The sequence below is a fragment of the Ectobacillus sp. JY-23 genome (assembly GCF_023022965.1).
Lineage (GTDB): Bacteria > Bacillota > Bacilli > Bacillales > Bacillaceae_G > Ectobacillus.
Genome location: NZ_CP095462.1, coordinates 1316644 through 1333252, shown reverse-complemented (window position 1 = coordinate 1333252; position 16609 = coordinate 1316644). Strand labels below are relative to the sequence as shown.

The window sequence follows — 16609 nt, the reverse complement described above, 5'->3', positions numbered from 1 at the left end:
GTAAAAAAGAGGTGTTTTAATGCAAAAAACAAACAAGGTATTACTTAGTGTAATGACCATTGCTGGAGTAACGGGGTGTAGTAATAATACAACACTTCCTCCCAAGCCCAATGACTCGCAATGCCGTGACTATGAATTTGATTATGATGAGGGAGTATGGGAGTGTGATGATAGTAGTTCGGTTTATTATAGACATTACTATTATAGTGGCAATCGTTATGCAACTCGTTCAGACCTAAGAAAGGATGCTAATTACAAAAAATATGTGCAAAGTGATACCTTTAAAAAAGGATTTGGAAGTGCATCCAAGGTGAGTGGTTCATGAAAACGAAGCGAATAGAGTTTTATAAACGAATAGATGAATTTTGGCCAGATTTATATGGAGAGGCATATGCCTTATTCGATGTGTTATTAATGAGTGATAAAGAGAAGCAAAAGATTGCAGAGGCATCTTGGCGAGTGGGAAAACTCTTTTTTAAAACAGCAACCATACTGCGTAATTTAGATGATGCCACACTTATTACTATGTCATATCCAAAGGAAGCATTAGCTTTTATTAAAATGGCAGTTTCCCTACCTGAATCTGTTATCGCACGTATTGATTTCGTAGAGCATGAGGGAACATATAAGGTAATGGAGTTAAATGCAGACACGCCCACCTTCATTAAGGAATTATTTCATGTTAACAGACTTGTATGCAAGTATTTTAATTATGAAGATGTGAACCATGGGGAAGAAGCTCGTTTAAAAGAAGCGGTACATACGGCGATTACGACCTGCATACAAACTGCAGGAACCGCAGATCCCTACGTAGTATTTACAGCACATCAAGAAAATGTTGAAGATAGATTTACGGCTTTATATTTGCAAAAATTATATCAAGGAAAATCTTCTTTTGTGCCGCTAGAGGAGTTGCAAATTATTGAGGGAGAAGGTTTGTTTGATGAGTCGGGGAGAAAAATTGACATTTTATACAGACAAACCTTTCCGATAGAAAGTCTTTTGTTAGATCGAGATACAGAAGGAAATCCAATTGGACATATGCTTTTACAATTGGTATTAGCTGAAAAATTGCAGCTGATTAATCCTCCATCAGCTTTTTTATTGCAAAATAAAGCTGTGCAAGCTGTAATCTGGGGGCTATACGAGGAAAGACATCCATTCTTTACTGAGGAAGAGCACAGGTGGATTGCTGAATATATGCTACCTACCTATCTAGAAGCAGACTTCTTCTTAGAGAAGGGGATGCCTTATGTTAAAAAGCCGACGTTTGGTCGGGAAGGTGATACAGTTGAAATATATAACAAAAAGGGAAAAATAGAGCTGGCTGACGCACAGCAATCTTACGCAGACTATGGTTTCATATATCAACAGTATATAGAATTACCTAAAGTAGAGGTAGATGTAAACGGAGAAAGAAGACAGCTACACAAAATGTTTGGAAGCTTTTTGCTGCAAGGGGCACCAAGTGCAATTGGATGCCGCGTTGGAGGAAAGATTACAAATAATTTATCTTACTATCTTCCAATTGGCATTCCAAAATAAAAACGTGCGATTTCGCACGTTTTTTTATCATTCTTGCGCCTCCAGAATCCTAGTTCTATGAAGCTAAGCATCTAATTTTGTTTTTCTTACATCCATTCTGCAATTTGGTCGAGCTTCATACGCGAAGATGGATGACCTGGTACACTTGCTTCACCAATTGTAATAAGCATCACAGGTACATAGCGAGAAGGCACTTGGAATGTTTCAATAAATTGGGCTGCATTATAACCGCCAATTGGACAAGTGTCCCAACCTTTTGCTTTGGCAGCTAGCATAAATTGCATAGCAGCTAGAGAAGCATTACAAACAGCAGCTTCACGAGCGTATTGAGAATTGCTATAAGCGCCCGCCACGTTAGCTGCTAACTTATCTTTTGCTTCCGCCGTCATAAATCCTTGTACGACTAATGGTCCAAATACTTCATCTACGTTTTGTTCAGCCTCTAGGTCCCCTAAAACTGCTATAACAGCAGCTGCATCACGGATTTGTTGTTGATTGTATGCAATTGGATACAATTTCTCTTGAATGTCTTTGCCTTGAAATACAAGAAATCTCCAATGTTGCAAATTCCATGCGGATGGAGCTTTGCCTGCAGCAAGCAGTAATTCGCTTAGTTCTTCTTTTGAAATTGCTTTTTCAGGATTGTACGCGCGGGTTGATGTGCGCTCATTCATTACAGTAAAAAAATCTTTTGTTGTCATTTTTTGGCCTCCGTAAACTTCTATTACCAATACTTACATTTAGTAAGTAAGGATTATAAGATACAACATTATTCTGTAGGGTGTCAAGCTTTTTGCTCTTGCTAGTTAGTATGTCCGAAATATCAGGAGAGTAGGAGATGTGAGCCCTTTTTACAAAATAAGGGGTATTTGCACAAACTTATCTGTATAAAGGCTCATACAATACATAGGTAAAACAATAGGAAGTTCCGAACGCGTAAAGTGAGGGACAGACGCGAAATGAAAATTCTACATTTTTTATTAAACAATACAATTTTTCAAAATCTACTACACGATCTTAAAGCAAATGTTTTATTTGTTGGGCAGGACACAGAAGCTTCACTGTTGACAAAGAATTTGCAACCAAATTGTTTATTCATTGTTGATAATATATATGATGGTCAAATGTTATATGAAGCAGTACAGCCGGACCTTATTATTTTGGATGTTTCAAATGACCAAGTACACGCATTTATCGAGAAAATAAGTAATCCCTCGAAGGTTATTACTATTTTGCGAGAGCGTACAGCAGCTTCATTTTCTTTGTTTGACAGTGGTATTCGCCATTTTATTATGCCGCCTGTTACACCTGAAAAATTATTAGCCGCAATCCAAAAAAACTTGTATGAGCTAACACTACAAAGAGAATTGGAGGCACAAAAAGACATCGTACGTGCCTTACTAGAATTTCAACAAGATATGTTACTTTTTGTAGAAGATGATGAGCTAATTGACTGTAACCAAAATTTTCTACAATTTTTTGGTTATGACAACATTAGTGACTTTCGAGACAGCAATGAGGTTGTTGCGGATCATTTTTTAGACGAAAGAGGGTACTATTGTCCTGTTAGTAAATGGGATTGGATAGAAGATTGTCTAGAAGAACCCAGAAAAGTAAAAATGAAAAGTGCCTCGGGAACAGAGTATATTTTTCTGCTTCGTGCTTCTGGTTTACCAGAGGATGGTACGCGTTTCATTCTTATTTTTAACGATATCACTGTTATTGAAAAACAAGGGATTGAAGCAGAGAAAATGGTAACGATGGATGTACTGACTACAGCTTGTAACGCTTATAAATTTCAGGTTTTGTTTGCGGAAGAATGGGAAAAAGGCTTTTTAAACGGTACTGCTTTTTCGCTTGTATTGTTCGACTTAGATGGATTAAAAGATATCAATGATAAGTATGGTAAAGACAGTGGAGATCTTGTCCTCGCACAATTGGGTGAACTTATTACTGCACAGTTACATTCAAAAGATATCTTTGCAAGACTAGAAGAAGATACGTTTGCTTTACTTTTTCCTGCAACGACAGAACGTGAAGCTTTTCAAAGAGCAGAACAGTTACGTTTTTTTATTGAGACGAAAAAGTTTACAGGTATATCTCGTTTAACGGCGAGTTTTGGTGTTGCAATGTATAAAAATGGAATATCGCGAGAAATATTAATGGGGCGTGCAAAAGCAGCTTTGCAGGAAGCGAAACATAAAGGGAAGAATCAGGTGTCTTTATATAAAAACAGAAGAGATTAAATATTTCGCAACTTATGTTGCGTTTTTTTTTGTTTATTTGGATAATAGAAAAGGGGAACTGTGTTGGGTCAAGCCAACTAGGGGGTTCAAAATGAATAAAAAAATAAAAATTGGGATGGCTGCTATATTATTTGCCATGGCTGGTTGCTTTGGAATAAAGCTGGACAGTAATGAGCAAGAGAAGAGGCAATCGTCTCTCATTCCTATTACACAGGCAGCCAGTGTAGATGATTTAACCAATAAACTTGATACATATTTACAACAAGCCAACTTTAATGGAACGGTCTTAGTAATAAAGGATGGTATTACAGTACTAGAGAAAGCTTACGGATTTGCAGATTTTGAGAAGAAAGTACCGAATACTGTTCAGACAAAGTATCAAATAGGATCTATTACAAAAACAACTGTAGCTATAGCGATACTGCAGCTTTATGAACAGGGAAAAGTAAATCTCAATGAAAATGTTCACACGTATATACCGATATTCCCAGTAGAAAAAAATATTACTTTATACCAGCTGTTAACGCACACATCAGGTATACCTGAGATGGGAGTAGGTAAGACGCACGCCGGTGTTAAAGTACGAGAACACCAGAAAGTTGCTGAATGGATTGGAAAACAACCGCTGAATTTTGCAGCAGGCACGGGGTGGACTTATTCGGATCGTAATTATATGGTTTTAACACATATAATAGAAAGCATCACAGGCATGGCATTTCCTGAATATGCAGCAAAGTATATTTTTACCCCTGTAGAAATGACGAGTTCTGGCTTTGGAACATGGAAGGATGATGTGAACATTTCAAAGGGATATAGAAAAACTGACAACGGTATTGTACCTGCCCCCATTTCGTCCATGGATTGGTTATTCGGATGTGGAGATATGTACACAACAGTACAAGATATGAAAAAGTTAGATGAAGGAATTATAAAGGGAGTACTTCTAAAGCCGGAGAGTGTGCAGCTTATGTTTACTCCATCGGCTTATAAACAATATGGATTTGGTTTTCATATTTCTCCTGCATTTTACCATAATCATGGTGTAATATCTGGTTGGACAACATTTAATAATATTAGTACACAAAAGAACAGTTACGTTATTTTATTTTCCAATGTGCAGAGCAGTATCGGAGACCCGTTCAACGAACAGTTTCGAGATATGGTATCTCATAAAAACTAGAAAGGAAGTTGCAAAAATGAGTACAATTGGTTTTATTGGAACAGGTGTAATGGGAGCTAGCATGGTTCAACATCTGTTGCGCGGAGGATATAACGTAATAGTGCATAATCGCACGAAAGAAAAGACAAGTGTATTGGTGGAGAAAGGTGCCGTTTGGGCTAATACTCCACAAGAATTGGCAGAACAAGCAAATGTTATCATGACAATGGTTGGTTATCCTCATGATGTCGAACAATTATATACAGGGAACAATGGAATATTGGCATATGCTCAACGGGGCAGTATTTGTATTGACTTTACAACATCTACTCCAACTCTAGCTGAAAACTTGTATAAGCAAGCGAAAGAAAAGGGCATACATATGTTGGATGCACCTGTTTCTGGGGGCGATATTGGTGCAAGAGAGGCGAAGCTCGCCATTATGGTGGGAGGAGATGCTGAGGTATTTGAGAGGGTGTTACCGTTACTACAGCTGTTAGGAACAAACATTGTGTTACAAGGTGAAGCGGGAAGTGGGCAGCATACAAAAATGTGTAATCAAATTGCCATTGCTTCTAATATGATTGGTGTATGCGAGGCGATTGCATATGCAAAGCAAGCAGGTTTGTCCCCTGAACAGGTGCTAAAAAGTATTTCTACAGGAGCTGCAGGAAGTTGGTCATTAAGCAACCTCGCACCGCGTATGATGAAAGGAGATTTTGCGCCAGGCTTTTATATTAAGCACTTTATTAAAGATATGAAGATTGCATTAGAAGAAGCAGAGCGTATGAATTTATCCTTACCGGGTTTAGCGATGGCAAAAGCAATGTATGAGGAATTAGCTGCTCATGGAAAAGAAAATGATGGTACGCAAGCGCTTTATACAACGTATATACAGAGATAACGCATTATATTTCCAAGAATTGTTTAGTGTTTTAGACGAACATAAGTAAAAAGAAACGGGTCAAAGCCCGTTTCTTTTTATATTGATTTTGTTAGAAGTATTGCATTACAGATGCAAATTGTCTCCTAAGATCTCACTAAACTTCACCGTAATTTTTATCTTATGAGCGTTCGGATTCAGGTTGAACTGGAAGAGAAACCAATTCTCCGATGATACGTTTGTTGGTAGCTGTGGTTCTCTTAACGAGATACAACAAAAACAAAAAAGAAATGGGGATGGATATATATATACCGAACAGAAGAGCGCTTACAATACAGGAAACGAAACCATATATGCCAATTTCCAATTGCTCACGAAGTAATCCGAAAATAGCTGGGAATATACCGCATATCATACCAATTATGAGGGATATAATCATACTCATCTTAAATCCTCCTCTTTAAATAACAGCTCTTATATCTAGTATAGTCGTGAAGTTCAAAAAATTTACACAAAACGTTCACAAAATAGACAAAAGTAGTGGATGAGAGGAGGTGATATGCATAAAAAAACCTGCGCTAGATGCGCAAGCTTTTATGCATAAATGGGAACCCAGCCTTCGGTCGTAACGAAAATCCGTACCGCAACAACTTGACGATCTTCCATTAATGTAAAGTAGTGACGAACATTTTCAGGCACAGAAATTAAGTCTCCTGGTTGTAGTTCTACATCAAAGAATCGGCCGTCTGTACCTTGGATGACGAAGATGCCGTGTCCGCTAACGATGAAGCGAACTTCATCATCTGTATGGTGATGTTCACGTTGGAAGTTTTGTAAAAGCTGCTCTAAGTTTGGTGTGCTCTGTGATAAGGAAATTACATCGCTTGCTTGATAGCCGCGTCGAGCAGATATATCGGCAATTTCAGTAGCAAAAGTATCCAAAATTTCTTGTTTGTTCTCATCTGTCAAAGCAAAGTTTTCTTGCAAATGTGTTGGCAATTTGTCGATATCCCATTTTTCATAGATAACGCCTTGTGATTTCAAGAATGAAACAACCTCAGCATCTGTTTCGATACGTGTATTTATTTCATGAATGCGAATTTGTGCCATGATAAGCTCCTCCTTGTAATGAACATAATTTTAAGTGAAAACGAAATAAAAATTCGTATGCTTCTAAACGTCTCTTGGCATCAAAACCATTTTTCCCCCATACTGTAATGCCATGGTTTCGAATGAGCACAGCACCTGTATCTCCTGTGATATGAGGAAGAAAAGTTTCACCAAGAAGAGGAATGTCAGCATAGTTTTCAATAATAGGAATTGTAATTTTTGCTCCTTCTTCCCATATATCAAGTGCTTTAATAATCTCTTGATTGCCAATTGTTACTTCATGCTCGTATAGAGAAGAGATAACATTGTTTTCTATCGTATGAACATGTAGGACACAGCCAGCTTTAGTTTGATTATAGATATGAACATGTAAAAGCGTTTCTGCTGAGGGACGCAAATGGGTCTCTTCTATCGCACGACCGGTCTGATCTACTAAAAGAAAATCTTCCGGAGTTATTTTGGTCTTATCTTTCCCACTAGCTGTAATGAGAAATTGAAGCGGCTCATCACTTACTTTTATAGAAATATTGCCGCTTGTTGCGGGGAACCAGTCTTTAGCGGCTAAATCTTTTTTTATTTCACTCAACTCGTTCCAATATTGTTTCATGTTGCACCCCTAATCTCTGAAGCAAGTAATCTTGAATATCGTAAAATGTTTCGAATGGTATGCAAGGTATCTCAAGTTCATTACATTTTGTTAGTAGAAAGTCACGTGCGAAGACGAGGTCGGCCTGTTTAGCGGCCTGTAAATCTGTAATGGAGTCACCGATGACAATTTTAAGTGCATTCTTTTTACCAAGTCTTCTAAGAAGAGAAGGCTTGCAAAGACCGCAATCGTTTTCGCAAGCTTTGTCACAAGCATGAACCCAATCTATACGTATGTGAGAGCCTGAGAAATCAGTTGCGTTACAATAAATTTGTTCCTGTGAAACTGACGTTTCCAATAGTGGGTGTACAAAAAAGTCCATCCCTCCTGAAATAACATAAAACTCCAGGTTATGCTTTTGTGTAAAAGCTATAAACTCTGTAAAGCCTGCTCTAATTCGCGCTTTTTGCTGCAAGAAATGAATAATATCATGTTTTAACTCTGTTGAAAGAAGCTGAAACATTTGACTTACACCATCTCGGATAGAAAGATCTTGGGATAATACTTTATTTTTGATCTCTTCTGTTTGAGGTGGCCCAAATTCCTTCATAATCGCGACAATATTGTCTGTTTCAGTAATTGTTCCATCAAAGTCGCAAAAGATTTGAATCGTCATATTTTCACCTCTTCGGAAGGGTTTCCCCATAAATACAAGGCTTTTTGCAGAGCATCATCTTTGTACTGACTCAGTGGTATGTCTTGAAGCGTTGCATCGATTGCTGCTCGGAAGGAGCGCCCACCCGCCGCTGCGCCGTCTGGGTGACCATGTACCCCGCCGCCTGCGTTGATAATGGAGTCTAGGCCAAAATCACTAATTAGAAGCGGAACGAGTCCCGGATGAATACCTGCAGATGGCACAGGGAATGTTTGTTTATAAGTGGCAGGTTCTTTCAGAAATTGGGCGATTTGCAGAGCGTCTTTTCTATTTAGGGCGACACTGCCATATGGCGACGGAAACAAGGAGAAATCTGCACCGCATAGGCGAAGCAGTTTTCCAAGTAAAAGCGGTGTTGAAATACCATAAAACTCCGACGAGGTTAGGGCACCGCTAACAGCAGGATGGGCCATAATTGGAATAGTAATATCCTTGTCTTCTGCCAGTGACTGCAAAACGTCAAGACCGTAAGCAAAGACATTAAATAACAGTACATCAGCACCGGCTTCTACCGCGCGCTTTGCTTTCTCTTTTAAATCGAATGTGCGCCCTGATAAGTTAACAGCATACAGCGTCTTTGTTCCTTGCGTTTCATATATCTCTTGTAAAACTTCTTTGCCTGCTGTAATGCGTTTTGTGAAAGGAGTTAAGGGATTATCAAATAAGATTTCATCATCTTTGACTAAATCGACACCTCCTAAGGCTTGCTCTGTTAGTTGTTCTTTTAAAAATGACAAGTCGCGTCCGAGTACGCCTTTAAAAATGCTCATAAGAAGTGGTCGATCGTGTACATTCACAAGAGCCCGAATGGCTTCTATTCCGAACTTAGGTCCGGGAAAAGCTGCTAAGATGTCGTCAGAAAATGTTAAGTCGACAAGTTTGATTTCACCATCCAGTGAAAGCTTTCCAAATACTGTTGTTAAAATTGCTGGCAGGTCAGGAGAAAAGTTTAGGCTTGGATAATGAATTTTAACTAGTCCGCGTGTAGCCGGCTTACCGAGATAAGCATCTGCTTGTTCATTCGGTTCTAATTCTTCGATACTGATAATAGTTCCTTTATATTTTTTTAATTGCTGCTGCTCTAATAAGGGTAAATCGGTCCAAGATCCTACTGTGAGACCAAGTGCGATTCCCTCCGCTTTTTTTATTAAATTATGTTGTTTGTCATGTATCAAGTATGTAGCAGTTACGCCCATTATGATTCCTCCTCAATAAAAAAACCTCTCGACAAGGAGAGGTTTTTATCTGCATCCTTATCTTTCAGCATTATGCTGCGAGAATTAGCACCGTGCTTACTAGGTAAGTCGGTTGCCGGGCTTCATCGGGCTCGTCCCTCCGCCTGCTCTTGATAAAATGGCTTTATATTTTTTGAATAATTGGATTTTCGCAAAAAAATGTTAAGTTGTCAACGCTTTTTTGAAAATTTCCAATTGTGAAATGCGATTGATTGCCTCTCGTAGACGTTCTTCTGTATGCAAAAGACCTACTCGTACATAGCCTTCACCATGGGAGCCGAAACCAGATCCGGGTGCTACCGCGACATGAGCTTGCTCAAGCAGAATGTCTGCAAATTGTTGCGAGGTATAACCCTCAGGTACTTTAAGCCATGCAAAGAATGAGCCCTCTGGTGCAGTTACTTCCCAACCAATTTGATGACAAGCAGAAATGAGAGCATTTCTACGAGATTCGTAGCAAGCAACTAATTCCGTTACACAATCTTGCGGTTGTAATAAGGCTTGACGAGCCGCTTCTTGAACAGCACCAAAGATACTTACATACATATGATCTTGCAATACATGGATCCCTTCAATCACGCTTGCATTTCCAACTGCAAACGCGATACGCCAGCCTGCCATATTATACGTTTTGGAGAATGTATAAATTTCAATTCCAACATCTTTTGCGCCCGGTGTTTGTAAGAAGCTAAGAGGTTTTTTACCTTCAAATCCAATTGCACCATATGCAAAATCATGACAAACCAAAATATCATGTTGTTCCGCAAATGCAACGGTTTCATCAAAGAATGCTGATGTTGCAATTGCGCCTGTAGGATTATTAGGATAGTTTAAAAACATCATTTTAGCTCGTTTTGCTACGTCTAGACTAATAGATGTGTAGTCAGGAAGAAATTGATTCTCCGGCAAGAGCGGCATCATTTCCATGTTTATACGTGCTAACGCTGCGCCGGACCAATAATCTGGATAACCTGGGTCTGGCACCAGAATACTATCACCGGGTTCTGTAAAGCAAATAGGTAGCTCTACAAGCCCGGCTTTACCTCCGAACAATATAGCAACTTCGGTTTCTGGATCTATTGTTACGCCATACTCTCTGGCATAAAAGTCAGCAACAGCTTGCTTCAAGGAAGATTGACCACGAAAAGGTGGATATTTATGATGAACAGGTTCTCCTACTGCCTGTTGTAATGCTTGAATAATATGATTTGGCGTTGGTCTATCAGGGTTTCCTTGTCCCAAATTAATTACATCATGACCCTGTGCTATCACTGCATTTACCTTCTGTACCAGCCCTGCAAAGAATTGCTTAGGTAGCGAAGTCAATGTCGTGGAGGGGTTGAAATGTTTCATGTATTTCACCTCTTCGGAAAATTGTTGCAATTCTAGTGAACAATCATATATTCTTGTTGGGAGTTTGTAAAGTAAAATGTAAACTATTCTTTCTATGTGGAGAAAAAGCAGTATGCATGAAGGAAGAGGAGTTTTAGAAGTATGGAAAGAAGTGTAGCTTGTGAAGATAACGAACTAGGGGGGAACTCGTGATGAAAGTAGCTTGTTTGCAAACCGATGTAATTTTTGGTGATGTTGAAAAAAATATAGAACTTGTAGAAGTGATGCTGAAGGAAGCAATGTTAGGTAAACCAGATGTAGTAGTGCTTCCAGAGTTGTGGACGACGGGCTATGATTTGCAGCGATTAGATGTATTAGCCGATGAGAATGGAAAAGCTGTGCAAGCCTTATTTCGTAAATGGGCAAGACAATTTGCTGTAACAATCGTCGGCGGATCGATTGCAAAGCGCATTGGAACTGATGTGACTAACACAATGTATGTCTATAATAAGCAAGGTGAATGCTTGATGGAGTACAGTAAAGCACACTTGTTCCAACTGATGGATGAACATAAATATTTAACAGCAGGGAGTACAACAGGGATGTTTTCTATTGAAGGCACGTTGTGTGCAGGTTTTATTTGTTATGATATCCGCTTTCCCGAATGGATGAGAACGCACACAGTGGCAGGTGCAGAAATTTTATTTGTTGTAGCTGAGTGGCCGCTACCTCGTTTAGCGCATTGGGAAACATTATTGCGTGCCCGTGCTATTGAAAATCAATGTTATGTGGTTGCTTGTAATCGGGCTGGCGCAGATCGAAATAATGTATTTGCTGGTAACAGTCTCATTATTGATCCGTGGGGAGAAGTTGTTGTACGATTGGGACAGGAAGAAGGAATTTTATATGGTGAACTTCATAGAGAGCTTGTGAAAGAAGTACGCAAAGGCATTCCGGTTTTTGCTGATCGCCGTAAAAATATTTATCAATAAGCTATTGACAAAATGGTTTTATTCTTGTTATGCTCGTTTTCGTAATCTTTAAACTTTCTAAAAACTAAAACTCTTATCTAGAGCAGGTGGAGGGACTTGGCCCAATGACACCCAGCAACCGACCGTAATACCATTGTGAAATGGGGCGATTTATTCGCCTGTAAGGCACGGTGCTAATTCCAGCAGAAAGAAAACTTTCTGACAGATAAGAGGGGAGAAGTTGCCTTCAAACCTCTTTCGTCGCGAAAGGGGTTTTTTTAAACCCCGCTATCATACATTTTGGGGGAATCTATATGACATATCAACCTTTGAACGAAGCACAAGCGGTTTCGTTAGCAAGGAAACTAGGATATTTTACAGATACTGAGACTATAACTTGTCGTGAAATCGGGGATGGAAATTTAAATCTGGTATTTCATATTATCGGAACGGATAAAAGTATTATTATTAAACAAGCGTTACCATATGCAAAGGTAGTTGGTGAAAGTTGGCCACTTTCCTTAAAACGAGCAACTATTGAGAGCCAAGCCTTGCAAATTCAGGCAAAATATGTACCTCACCTTGTTCCACAGGTGTATTATCACGATGAACAGTTAGCTGTTACAGTGATGGAAGATTTATCCCACCTAACGATTTCCAGAACAGGTTTCATTGAAGGTGAAACATACCCACTTTTATCTGAGCACATTGGCGAATTTTTAGCAAAGACCTTATTTTATACATCAGATTTTGGAATGGATACGCAGGAAAAACGAGTGCTGGATGGGAATTTTGTAAATCCGGACTTATGTAAAATTACCGAAGATCTCGTCTTTACAGATCCATTTGCCAATATTGATACAAATGCGTTTGAAGTTGCTTTACAACCGCGAGTGGAAGAGTTATGGGCAAACGAAGAATTGCGTTTACAAGTCGCGCAGGCTAAATATAAATTTTTAACCTGTAAAGAGGCTTTACTTCATGGCGATCTACATACGGGGAGCATTTTTGCTTCAAAGACGGAAACTAAAGTAATTGATCCAGAGTTTGCAACATATGGGCCAATGGGTTTTGATTTAGGGCAATTTTTTGCAAATTTATTACTAAATGCTATTTCTCGCCCGTATCATGAACGAACTATTTTATTTGAACATATAGAAAAAACATGGTTTGTTTTTGTTGAGACTTTTACAGATTTATGGAAACGGGAGGGGAAAGAAGCGTATACAACAAGTGAAAAGTGGCTGGAACACATTCTTCAAGGGGTTTTAAATGATACAGTTTTATTTGCAGGATGCGAAGTTATTCGCCGGACGATTGGATTGGCACATGTTGCAGACTTGGATGGTATAGAAAATGAGGTAAGCAGACTTCGTGCCAAGCAGCATGCACTTCGTTACGGAAGCGCGCTGTTATTGAGCAAATTTCCTGTACATATCGCCGTATTTAAAGAGGTGTTGCTACAAACAAGTGATGAGGTGACAGCATGACTGTAGGGTTAAATGTACCGCGCTCTGTTCAATGGACAGGGCAATCTATTATTTTATTAGATCAAACAAAGCTACCACTTGAGGTGTATTACAAAGAACTAAAAACAGTGACTGAGGTGTGGGATAGTATTGTAGCTTTAGAGGTTCGGGGAGCGCCGGCTATCGGTATTACAGCTGCATTCGGTCTGGTACTTGCCGCTCAAGCCACCAAAGCAGAGGAGATGGAAACATTTCTCCAAATCTTTGACTCGGCAAAATCTTATTTAGCTAGCTCAAGACCTACAGCAGTCAACTTATTTTGGGCACTGAACCGTGTAACTGCCGCAATTCAAGTGGCTTTATCAGTGGGCGAAGCAATCGCATTGGCAGAAGCTGAAGCAATTGCAATTCAGCAAGAAGATGAAGAAGTGTGCCGTGCAATTGGTGAGCATGCTTTAACACTTTTTAATGATGGAGATGCTGTACTAACAATTTGTAACGCTGGAAGTATTGCTACAGCTCGTTATGGAACGGCGTTGGCTCCTTTTTATGTGGCGAAGGAAAAGGGGTTGCATATAAAAGTCTATGCGAGTGAAACACGTCCAGTGTTGCAAGGGGCACGTTTAACCGCTTGGGAGTTGCAACAAGCAGATGTAGATGTAACTTTGATCACAGATAATATGGCCGCAAGTACAATTGCTAATAAGAGCATCGCAGCAATTATTGTCGGCGCAGATCGAATTGTCGCTAATGGTGATACTGCAAATAAAGTTGGTACTTTGGGTCTAGCTGTATTAGCCAAGTATTTTGAGATTCCGTTTTATGTAGCCGCTCCTTTATCTACATTTGATGTATCTTTGCAAACCGGTGCTGATATTGTCATTGAAGAGCGCTCAGCTGAAGAGGTCACACATATCCAAGGTATTCAAACAGCACCCGAAGGGGTTGCAGTATACAACCCGGCTTTTGATGTAACGCCTCATCATTTAATTACAGGCATTATTACAGAAAAGGGCATTATAAGAGGAGATTTTGAAACTGAAATAAAACATTTATTTTTATAATCAATTGCTTTTCCCTTTTTCTCTAGTAAAGAGTTATTTATATAGAGAAAGGAGGGAAAAGTCATGGAGGAATGGGTTCATTTAGTCGGCAATGTTGGCTTTCCAATTGTAGTTACTTTATACCTGCTTCATCGCGTTGAAACAAAGCTTGATGCAGTTGTGCTGGCAATTGAGAAGCTTCCTCAGCATATGCAAAGCATGAACAAAAGTTGAACTATAAGACAAAGGTTCTGTTAAAGTTCGTTGTTGATTTCCGTTACAGGGGTTGGCTTTTCGCGCCAGTCAGGGATCCTCCTCAGCGATATGCGCTTGCAGGGTCTTCCTTTGACTCGCTTTTCCTGCAGAAGTCTCACTCCCTTCACTCCAATCAACATGTGTCAATCAGCAACATCTGAATTCAACACAGCCAAGACAAAAAGGACCACTATCAGTCCTTTTTGTCTTATAGTATCACTTACGCAACAGAGGGCTATTAAGAGCGAGTTGAAGTTGGTTGGAGGTGAGTAGTGGCAACCTAGAACGTGTATGAAGAGGACCAGGAACAACCGCATGCATTAAATTAAAAGGATCTGGATGGTGAGGAGATCCGAGTGGGCAATCAGGGTCGGCATTTGTTAGACGTGCCTTTTCTTTACGTGTTAATAAAATATGCCCAATTTCATGGGGGAATGTATACATATTTGCGTATGATGCAGCTGCATTTGTTAAAATAACGAATCCTTTCCACGTATCATGGTAACGCTGTGAATAGGCGCAGCCAATGACGTGTGGCTCCATAAAGTAGTTTCCACCCACGTAGCAAATGTAAATCTCGGAATTTGGTGCGAGCTCCAGACAACTTTGGAGCATATTGTGAACTTTGGGTTGCTGAGCAAATGGCAATGTATAGCTAATTTCACGATCATGAAAAGTAAAGGGAAGGTGCTTCATCTCATCCAGTTGGAATGTAATTGGATGCCAAATGGAATTGGTTAGCATCACATCTCTTGCAAGTCGATTACTTCTTGTATAGGCGTGCTGAGTTGTGAAAATACTTATATTGATATAAGTCATATAACACCTCAAATATGTGATGTAACAATATATGTAGAAAGGGTGGATATGCCTGTATATTTGTCCTACTTTTGTATAAATAGAAGTGATTTGAAAAATATGAAAATGACGGGGGAAGCCGACATTTCATTATTTTAAATAAATTTTTTCAAAGTTTTTATATCGTTCATAGGTGTTTTTTGTGTACTATTAGATAAGAGAGGCGGAAGGGGCATATTCTCTTTGCCAAGTAATGCATTTAAATTGTTAAGCATATGCAAAAATTGTTCATCCGTAACCATTTTACTGGCATGTAAATAGCAAGCCATAGAATAGGCAATCGGACTTGTGTCTACGGTGACATTCATATTTACGTTAGAGTTTCCGCTGTTAGATACACTGGCGCGACTGCGCATGTCATCATCCTCCTTTAGTAAGAAGCAGACCACAACGAGTAGTCTGCTTTTTATAATCCAATTATAATGATTCGTTTTCTCTCACTAGTCTGTTTAGCAATGGTAACAGATTTGATAGCAATTCTTCGTTTGATACGCTATTTGTTGTTGGAGAAACAGCTGTCTGGCCGCCTTCCAAGTCCCCACGATTTTGAAGAGTAGACCCTAAATTTAAGTTAACATTGGAGTTACCACTCTCTTGTACATGAGCGTGCACGTGTGCTGTTTTTTGATTTTCAGCAGATCTTGTACCTGTGCCTAATACATCTTCTACCTCATCCGTAACACCTGCCACAAAATTTTGCCCTAAAATATTTGCCAAATTATTTCTGCTTCGTCTAGCCAAACTAACCTCTCCTTTATCTGTCGTTTCAATATGGTTACACCATACAATATGCGAATAGGGACAAATGGACCTGGACAAATGAACTAGTACAAACGTTGGTTTTTGTACTGGCATTTTTTTGTATAAAAGAGAAGCATCAACATATACATATTTTGGCGTTAGTGTATAGTCATGAAATAGCAGATAATAAACAAAAGGAGGCATTGTATGTTTATTGTTATTTGTATTACAGCTTGCTGTCTTTCTTTTTTGTTAACAAGTTTGTTTCACAACACAATCATTCCGTACATACCTTCCTTTGTATATGCGTTAGGAAGTATATATTTTTTATGGTTGCACTTTTATATAAGCGGTATAATAGGAAAAATGTTATGCGGCTGGGCGGTTTTATTTGGAATTACTGCGTTGCTCACTTTTTGTGTATCTGTATGGATAGAGGAAAGAAGAACGTATTGATTTAG

Annotated in this window: 19 protein-coding genes, 1 pseudogene and 2 riboswitches; of the genes and pseudogenes, 10 read left to right on the top strand and 10 right to left on the bottom strand. The window is 39.2% G+C overall.

Annotated features, from left to right (window positions below; translation table 11 throughout):
- Window positions 1–19: 19 nt before the first annotated feature.
- Both MUG87_RS06895 and MUG87_RS06890 read left to right on the top strand, forming a co-directional pair.
- The gene (locus tag MUG87_RS06895; protein ID WP_247086772.1) at window positions 20–325 is read left to right on the top strand and encodes an aminotransferase yhxA; all 306 of its coding nucleotides are present in this window, start codon (window positions 20–22) and stop codon (window positions 323–325) included.
- Window positions 322–1545, top strand: a complete 1224-nt coding sequence (locus tag MUG87_RS06890; protein WP_247086770.1) for a glutathionylspermidine synthase family protein — start codon at window positions 322–324, stop codon at window positions 1543–1545. Before MUG87_RS06895 ends, MUG87_RS06890 begins: the two co-directional genes overlap by 4 nt.
- 86 nt (window positions 1546–1631) lie before the next feature.
- Here the strand turns inward: MUG87_RS06890 and MUG87_RS06885 are convergent, their stop codons facing one another.
- On the bottom strand, window positions 1632–2246 hold the full coding sequence (locus tag MUG87_RS06885; protein WP_247086768.1) for a nitroreductase family protein: 615 nt from the start codon (window positions 2244–2246) through the stop codon (window positions 1632–1634).
- A gap of 258 nt (window positions 2247–2504) precedes the next feature.
- Here MUG87_RS06885 and MUG87_RS06880 point away from each other — a divergent pair, with 258 nt between their 5' ends.
- The 3 genes from MUG87_RS06880 (at window position 2505) to MUG87_RS06870 (ending at window position 5854) form a co-directional block, all read left to right on the top strand.
- Window positions 2505–3791 (top strand): sensor domain-containing diguanylate cyclase, encoded by a 1287-nt coding sequence (locus MUG87_RS06880; protein WP_247086766.1) that lies wholly within the window; start codon window positions 2505–2507, stop codon window positions 3789–3791.
- A 91-nt stretch (window positions 3792–3882) separates the two neighbouring features.
- Window positions 3883–4971, top strand: coding sequence for a serine hydrolase domain-containing protein (locus MUG87_RS06875; protein ID WP_247086764.1), 1089 nt, complete (start codon window positions 3883–3885; stop codon window positions 4969–4971).
- Complete coding sequence (locus tag MUG87_RS06870; protein WP_281503696.1) at window positions 4961–5854, top strand: NAD(P)-dependent oxidoreductase; 894 nt, start codon at window positions 4961–4963, stop codon at window positions 5852–5854. The genes MUG87_RS06875 and MUG87_RS06870 overlap by 11 nt, the downstream gene beginning before the upstream one ends.
- A 160-nt stretch (window positions 5855–6014) precedes the next feature.
- On the opposite strand, the gene MUG87_RS06865 is transcribed toward MUG87_RS06870, so the two are convergent.
- The 6 genes from MUG87_RS06865 to MUG87_RS06840 form a co-directional block, all read right to left on the bottom strand.
- A complete protein-coding gene (locus MUG87_RS06865) occupies window positions 6015–6278 on the bottom strand; it encodes a hypothetical protein (protein ID WP_247086760.1) in 264 nt (87 codons plus the stop codon).
- Window positions 6279–6427: 149 nt separating this feature from the next.
- A complete protein-coding gene (locus tag MUG87_RS06860; protein WP_247086758.1) occupies window positions 6428–6943 on the bottom strand; it encodes a 1,2-dihydroxy-3-keto-5-methylthiopentene dioxygenase in 516 nt (171 codons plus the stop codon).
- A complete protein-coding gene (locus tag MUG87_RS06855; protein WP_247086756.1) occupies window positions 6921–7550 on the bottom strand; it encodes a methylthioribulose 1-phosphate dehydratase in 630 nt (209 codons plus the stop codon). Before MUG87_RS06855 ends, MUG87_RS06860 begins: the two co-directional genes overlap by 23 nt.
- Window positions 7522–8205: a 2-hydroxy-3-keto-5-methylthiopentenyl-1-phosphate phosphatase gene (locus tag MUG87_RS06850; RefSeq protein WP_247086754.1), complete on the bottom strand. Its 684-nt coding sequence runs from the start codon at window positions 8203–8205 to the stop codon at window positions 7522–7524. Before MUG87_RS06850 ends, MUG87_RS06855 begins: the two co-directional genes overlap by 29 nt.
- A complete protein-coding gene (mtnW, locus tag MUG87_RS06845) occupies window positions 8202–9443 on the bottom strand; it encodes a 2,3-diketo-5-methylthiopentyl-1-phosphate enolase (RefSeq protein ID WP_247087552.1) in 1242 nt (413 codons plus the stop codon). The genes MUG87_RS06850 and mtnW overlap by 4 nt, the downstream gene beginning before the upstream one ends.
- 51 nt (window positions 9444–9494) lie before the next feature.
- Window positions 9495–9599, bottom strand: a riboswitch (SAM riboswitch).
- A gap of 42 nt (window positions 9600–9641) precedes the next feature.
- A complete protein-coding gene (locus MUG87_RS06840; RefSeq protein ID WP_247086752.1) occupies window positions 9642–10832 on the bottom strand; it encodes a pyridoxal phosphate-dependent aminotransferase in 1191 nt (396 codons plus the stop codon).
- Window positions 10833–11023: 191 nt separating this feature from the next.
- On the opposite strand from MUG87_RS06840, the gene MUG87_RS06835 reads away from it, so the two are divergent.
- From MUG87_RS06835 to MUG87_RS06820, 4 genes and pseudogenes are all read left to right on the top strand, one after another.
- Complete coding sequence (locus MUG87_RS06835) at window positions 11024–11803, top strand: carbon-nitrogen family hydrolase (RefSeq protein WP_247087550.1); 780 nt, start codon at window positions 11024–11026, stop codon at window positions 11801–11803.
- 70 nt (window positions 11804–11873) lie between these two features.
- A riboswitch (SAM riboswitch) is annotated at window positions 11874–12015 on the top strand.
- Between the two features lie 81 nt (window positions 12016–12096).
- Window positions 12097–13200 (top strand): annotated as a pseudogene (gene mtnK / locus MUG87_RS06830) (S-methyl-5-thioribose kinase); the annotation flags it as partial.
- 68 nt (window positions 13201–13268) lie between these two features.
- Window positions 13269–14315, top strand: a complete 1047-nt coding sequence (mtnA, locus tag MUG87_RS06825; RefSeq protein ID WP_247086750.1) for an S-methyl-5-thioribose-1-phosphate isomerase — start codon at window positions 13269–13271, stop codon at window positions 14313–14315.
- 63 nt (window positions 14316–14378) lie between these two features.
- Window positions 14379–14528, top strand: coding sequence for a YvrJ family protein (locus tag MUG87_RS06820; RefSeq protein WP_247086748.1), 150 nt, complete (start codon window positions 14379–14381; stop codon window positions 14526–14528).
- Window positions 14529–14765: 237 nt separating this feature from the next.
- On the opposite strand, the gene MUG87_RS06815 is transcribed toward MUG87_RS06820, so the two are convergent.
- The 3 genes from MUG87_RS06815 to MUG87_RS06805 all read right to left on the bottom strand — a co-directional run bounded on the left by MUG87_RS06815 (window position 14766) and on the right by MUG87_RS06805 (window position 16148).
- Window positions 14766–15368 carry a DUF955 domain-containing protein gene (locus MUG87_RS06815; RefSeq protein WP_247086746.1) on the bottom strand — a complete coding sequence of 201 codons (603 nt, stop codon included), beginning with the start codon at window positions 15366–15368 and terminating at the stop codon, window positions 14766–14768.
- A 134-nt stretch (window positions 15369–15502) separates the two neighbouring features.
- Entirely contained in the window at window positions 15503–15763 is a 261-nt protein-coding gene (locus MUG87_RS06810; protein WP_247086744.1) for a hypothetical protein, read from the bottom strand.
- Between the two features lie 61 nt (window positions 15764–15824).
- Window positions 15825–16148 carry a hypothetical protein gene (locus MUG87_RS06805; protein ID WP_247086742.1) on the bottom strand — a complete coding sequence of 108 codons (324 nt, stop codon included), beginning with the start codon at window positions 16146–16148 and terminating at the stop codon, window positions 15825–15827.
- A 207-nt stretch (window positions 16149–16355) separates the two neighbouring features.
- Between MUG87_RS06805 and MUG87_RS06800 the strand changes: the two genes are divergently transcribed.
- Window positions 16356–16604: a hypothetical protein gene (locus tag MUG87_RS06800; RefSeq protein ID WP_247086740.1), complete on the top strand. Its 249-nt coding sequence runs from the start codon at window positions 16356–16358 to the stop codon at window positions 16602–16604.
- Window positions 16605–16609: the final 5 nt, after the last annotated feature.

Excerpts from the sequence above, each read along its gene's own strand:
- MUG87_RS06895 (WP_247086772.1), top strand. The coding sequence starts at position 20 with ATGCAAAAAACAAACAAGGTATTACTTAGTGTAATGACCATTGCTGGA.
- MUG87_RS06890 (WP_247086770.1), top strand. The coding sequence starts at position 322 with ATGAAAACGAAGCGAATAGAGTTTTATAAACGAATAGATGAATTTTGG.
- MUG87_RS06885 (WP_247086768.1), bottom strand. The coding sequence starts at position 2,246 with ATGACAACAAAAGATTTTTTTACTGTAATGAATGAGCGCACATCAACC.
- MUG87_RS06880 (WP_247086766.1), top strand. The coding sequence starts at position 2,505 with ATGAAAATTCTACATTTTTTATTAAACAATACAATTTTTCAAAATCTA.
- MUG87_RS06875 (WP_247086764.1), top strand. The coding sequence starts at position 3,883 with ATGAATAAAAAAATAAAAATTGGGATGGCTGCTATATTATTTGCCATG.
- MUG87_RS06865 (WP_247086760.1), bottom strand. The coding sequence starts at position 6,278 with ATGAGTATGATTATATCCCTCATAATTGGTATGATATGCGGTATATTC.
- MUG87_RS06860 (WP_247086758.1), bottom strand. The coding sequence starts at position 6,943 with ATGGCACAAATTCGCATTCATGAAATAAATACACGTATCGAAACAGAT.
- MUG87_RS06855 (WP_247086756.1), bottom strand. The coding sequence starts at position 7,550 with ATGAAACAATATTGGAACGAGTTGAGTGAAATAAAAAAAGATTTAGCC.
- MUG87_RS06850 (WP_247086754.1), bottom strand. The coding sequence starts at position 8,205 with ATGACGATTCAAATCTTTTGCGACTTTGATGGAACAATTACTGAAACA.
- MUG87_RS06840 (WP_247086752.1), bottom strand. The coding sequence starts at position 10,832 with ATGAAACATTTCAACCCCTCCACGACATTGACTTCGCTACCTAAGCAA.
- MUG87_RS06835 (WP_247087550.1), top strand. The coding sequence starts at position 11,024 with ATGAAAGTAGCTTGTTTGCAAACCGATGTAATTTTTGGTGATGTTGAA.
- mtnA (WP_247086750.1), top strand. The coding sequence starts at position 13,269 with ATGACTGTAGGGTTAAATGTACCGCGCTCTGTTCAATGGACAGGGCAA.
- MUG87_RS06820 (WP_247086748.1), top strand. The coding sequence starts at position 14,379 with ATGGAGGAATGGGTTCATTTAGTCGGCAATGTTGGCTTTCCAATTGTA.
- MUG87_RS06815 (WP_247086746.1), bottom strand. The coding sequence starts at position 15,368 with ATGACTTATATCAATATAAGTATTTTCACAACTCAGCACGCCTATACA.
- MUG87_RS06810 (WP_247086744.1), bottom strand. The coding sequence starts at position 15,763 with ATGCGCAGTCGCGCCAGTGTATCTAACAGCGGAAACTCTAACGTAAAT.
- MUG87_RS06800 (WP_247086740.1), top strand. The coding sequence starts at position 16,356 with ATGTTTATTGTTATTTGTATTACAGCTTGCTGTCTTTCTTTTTTGTTA.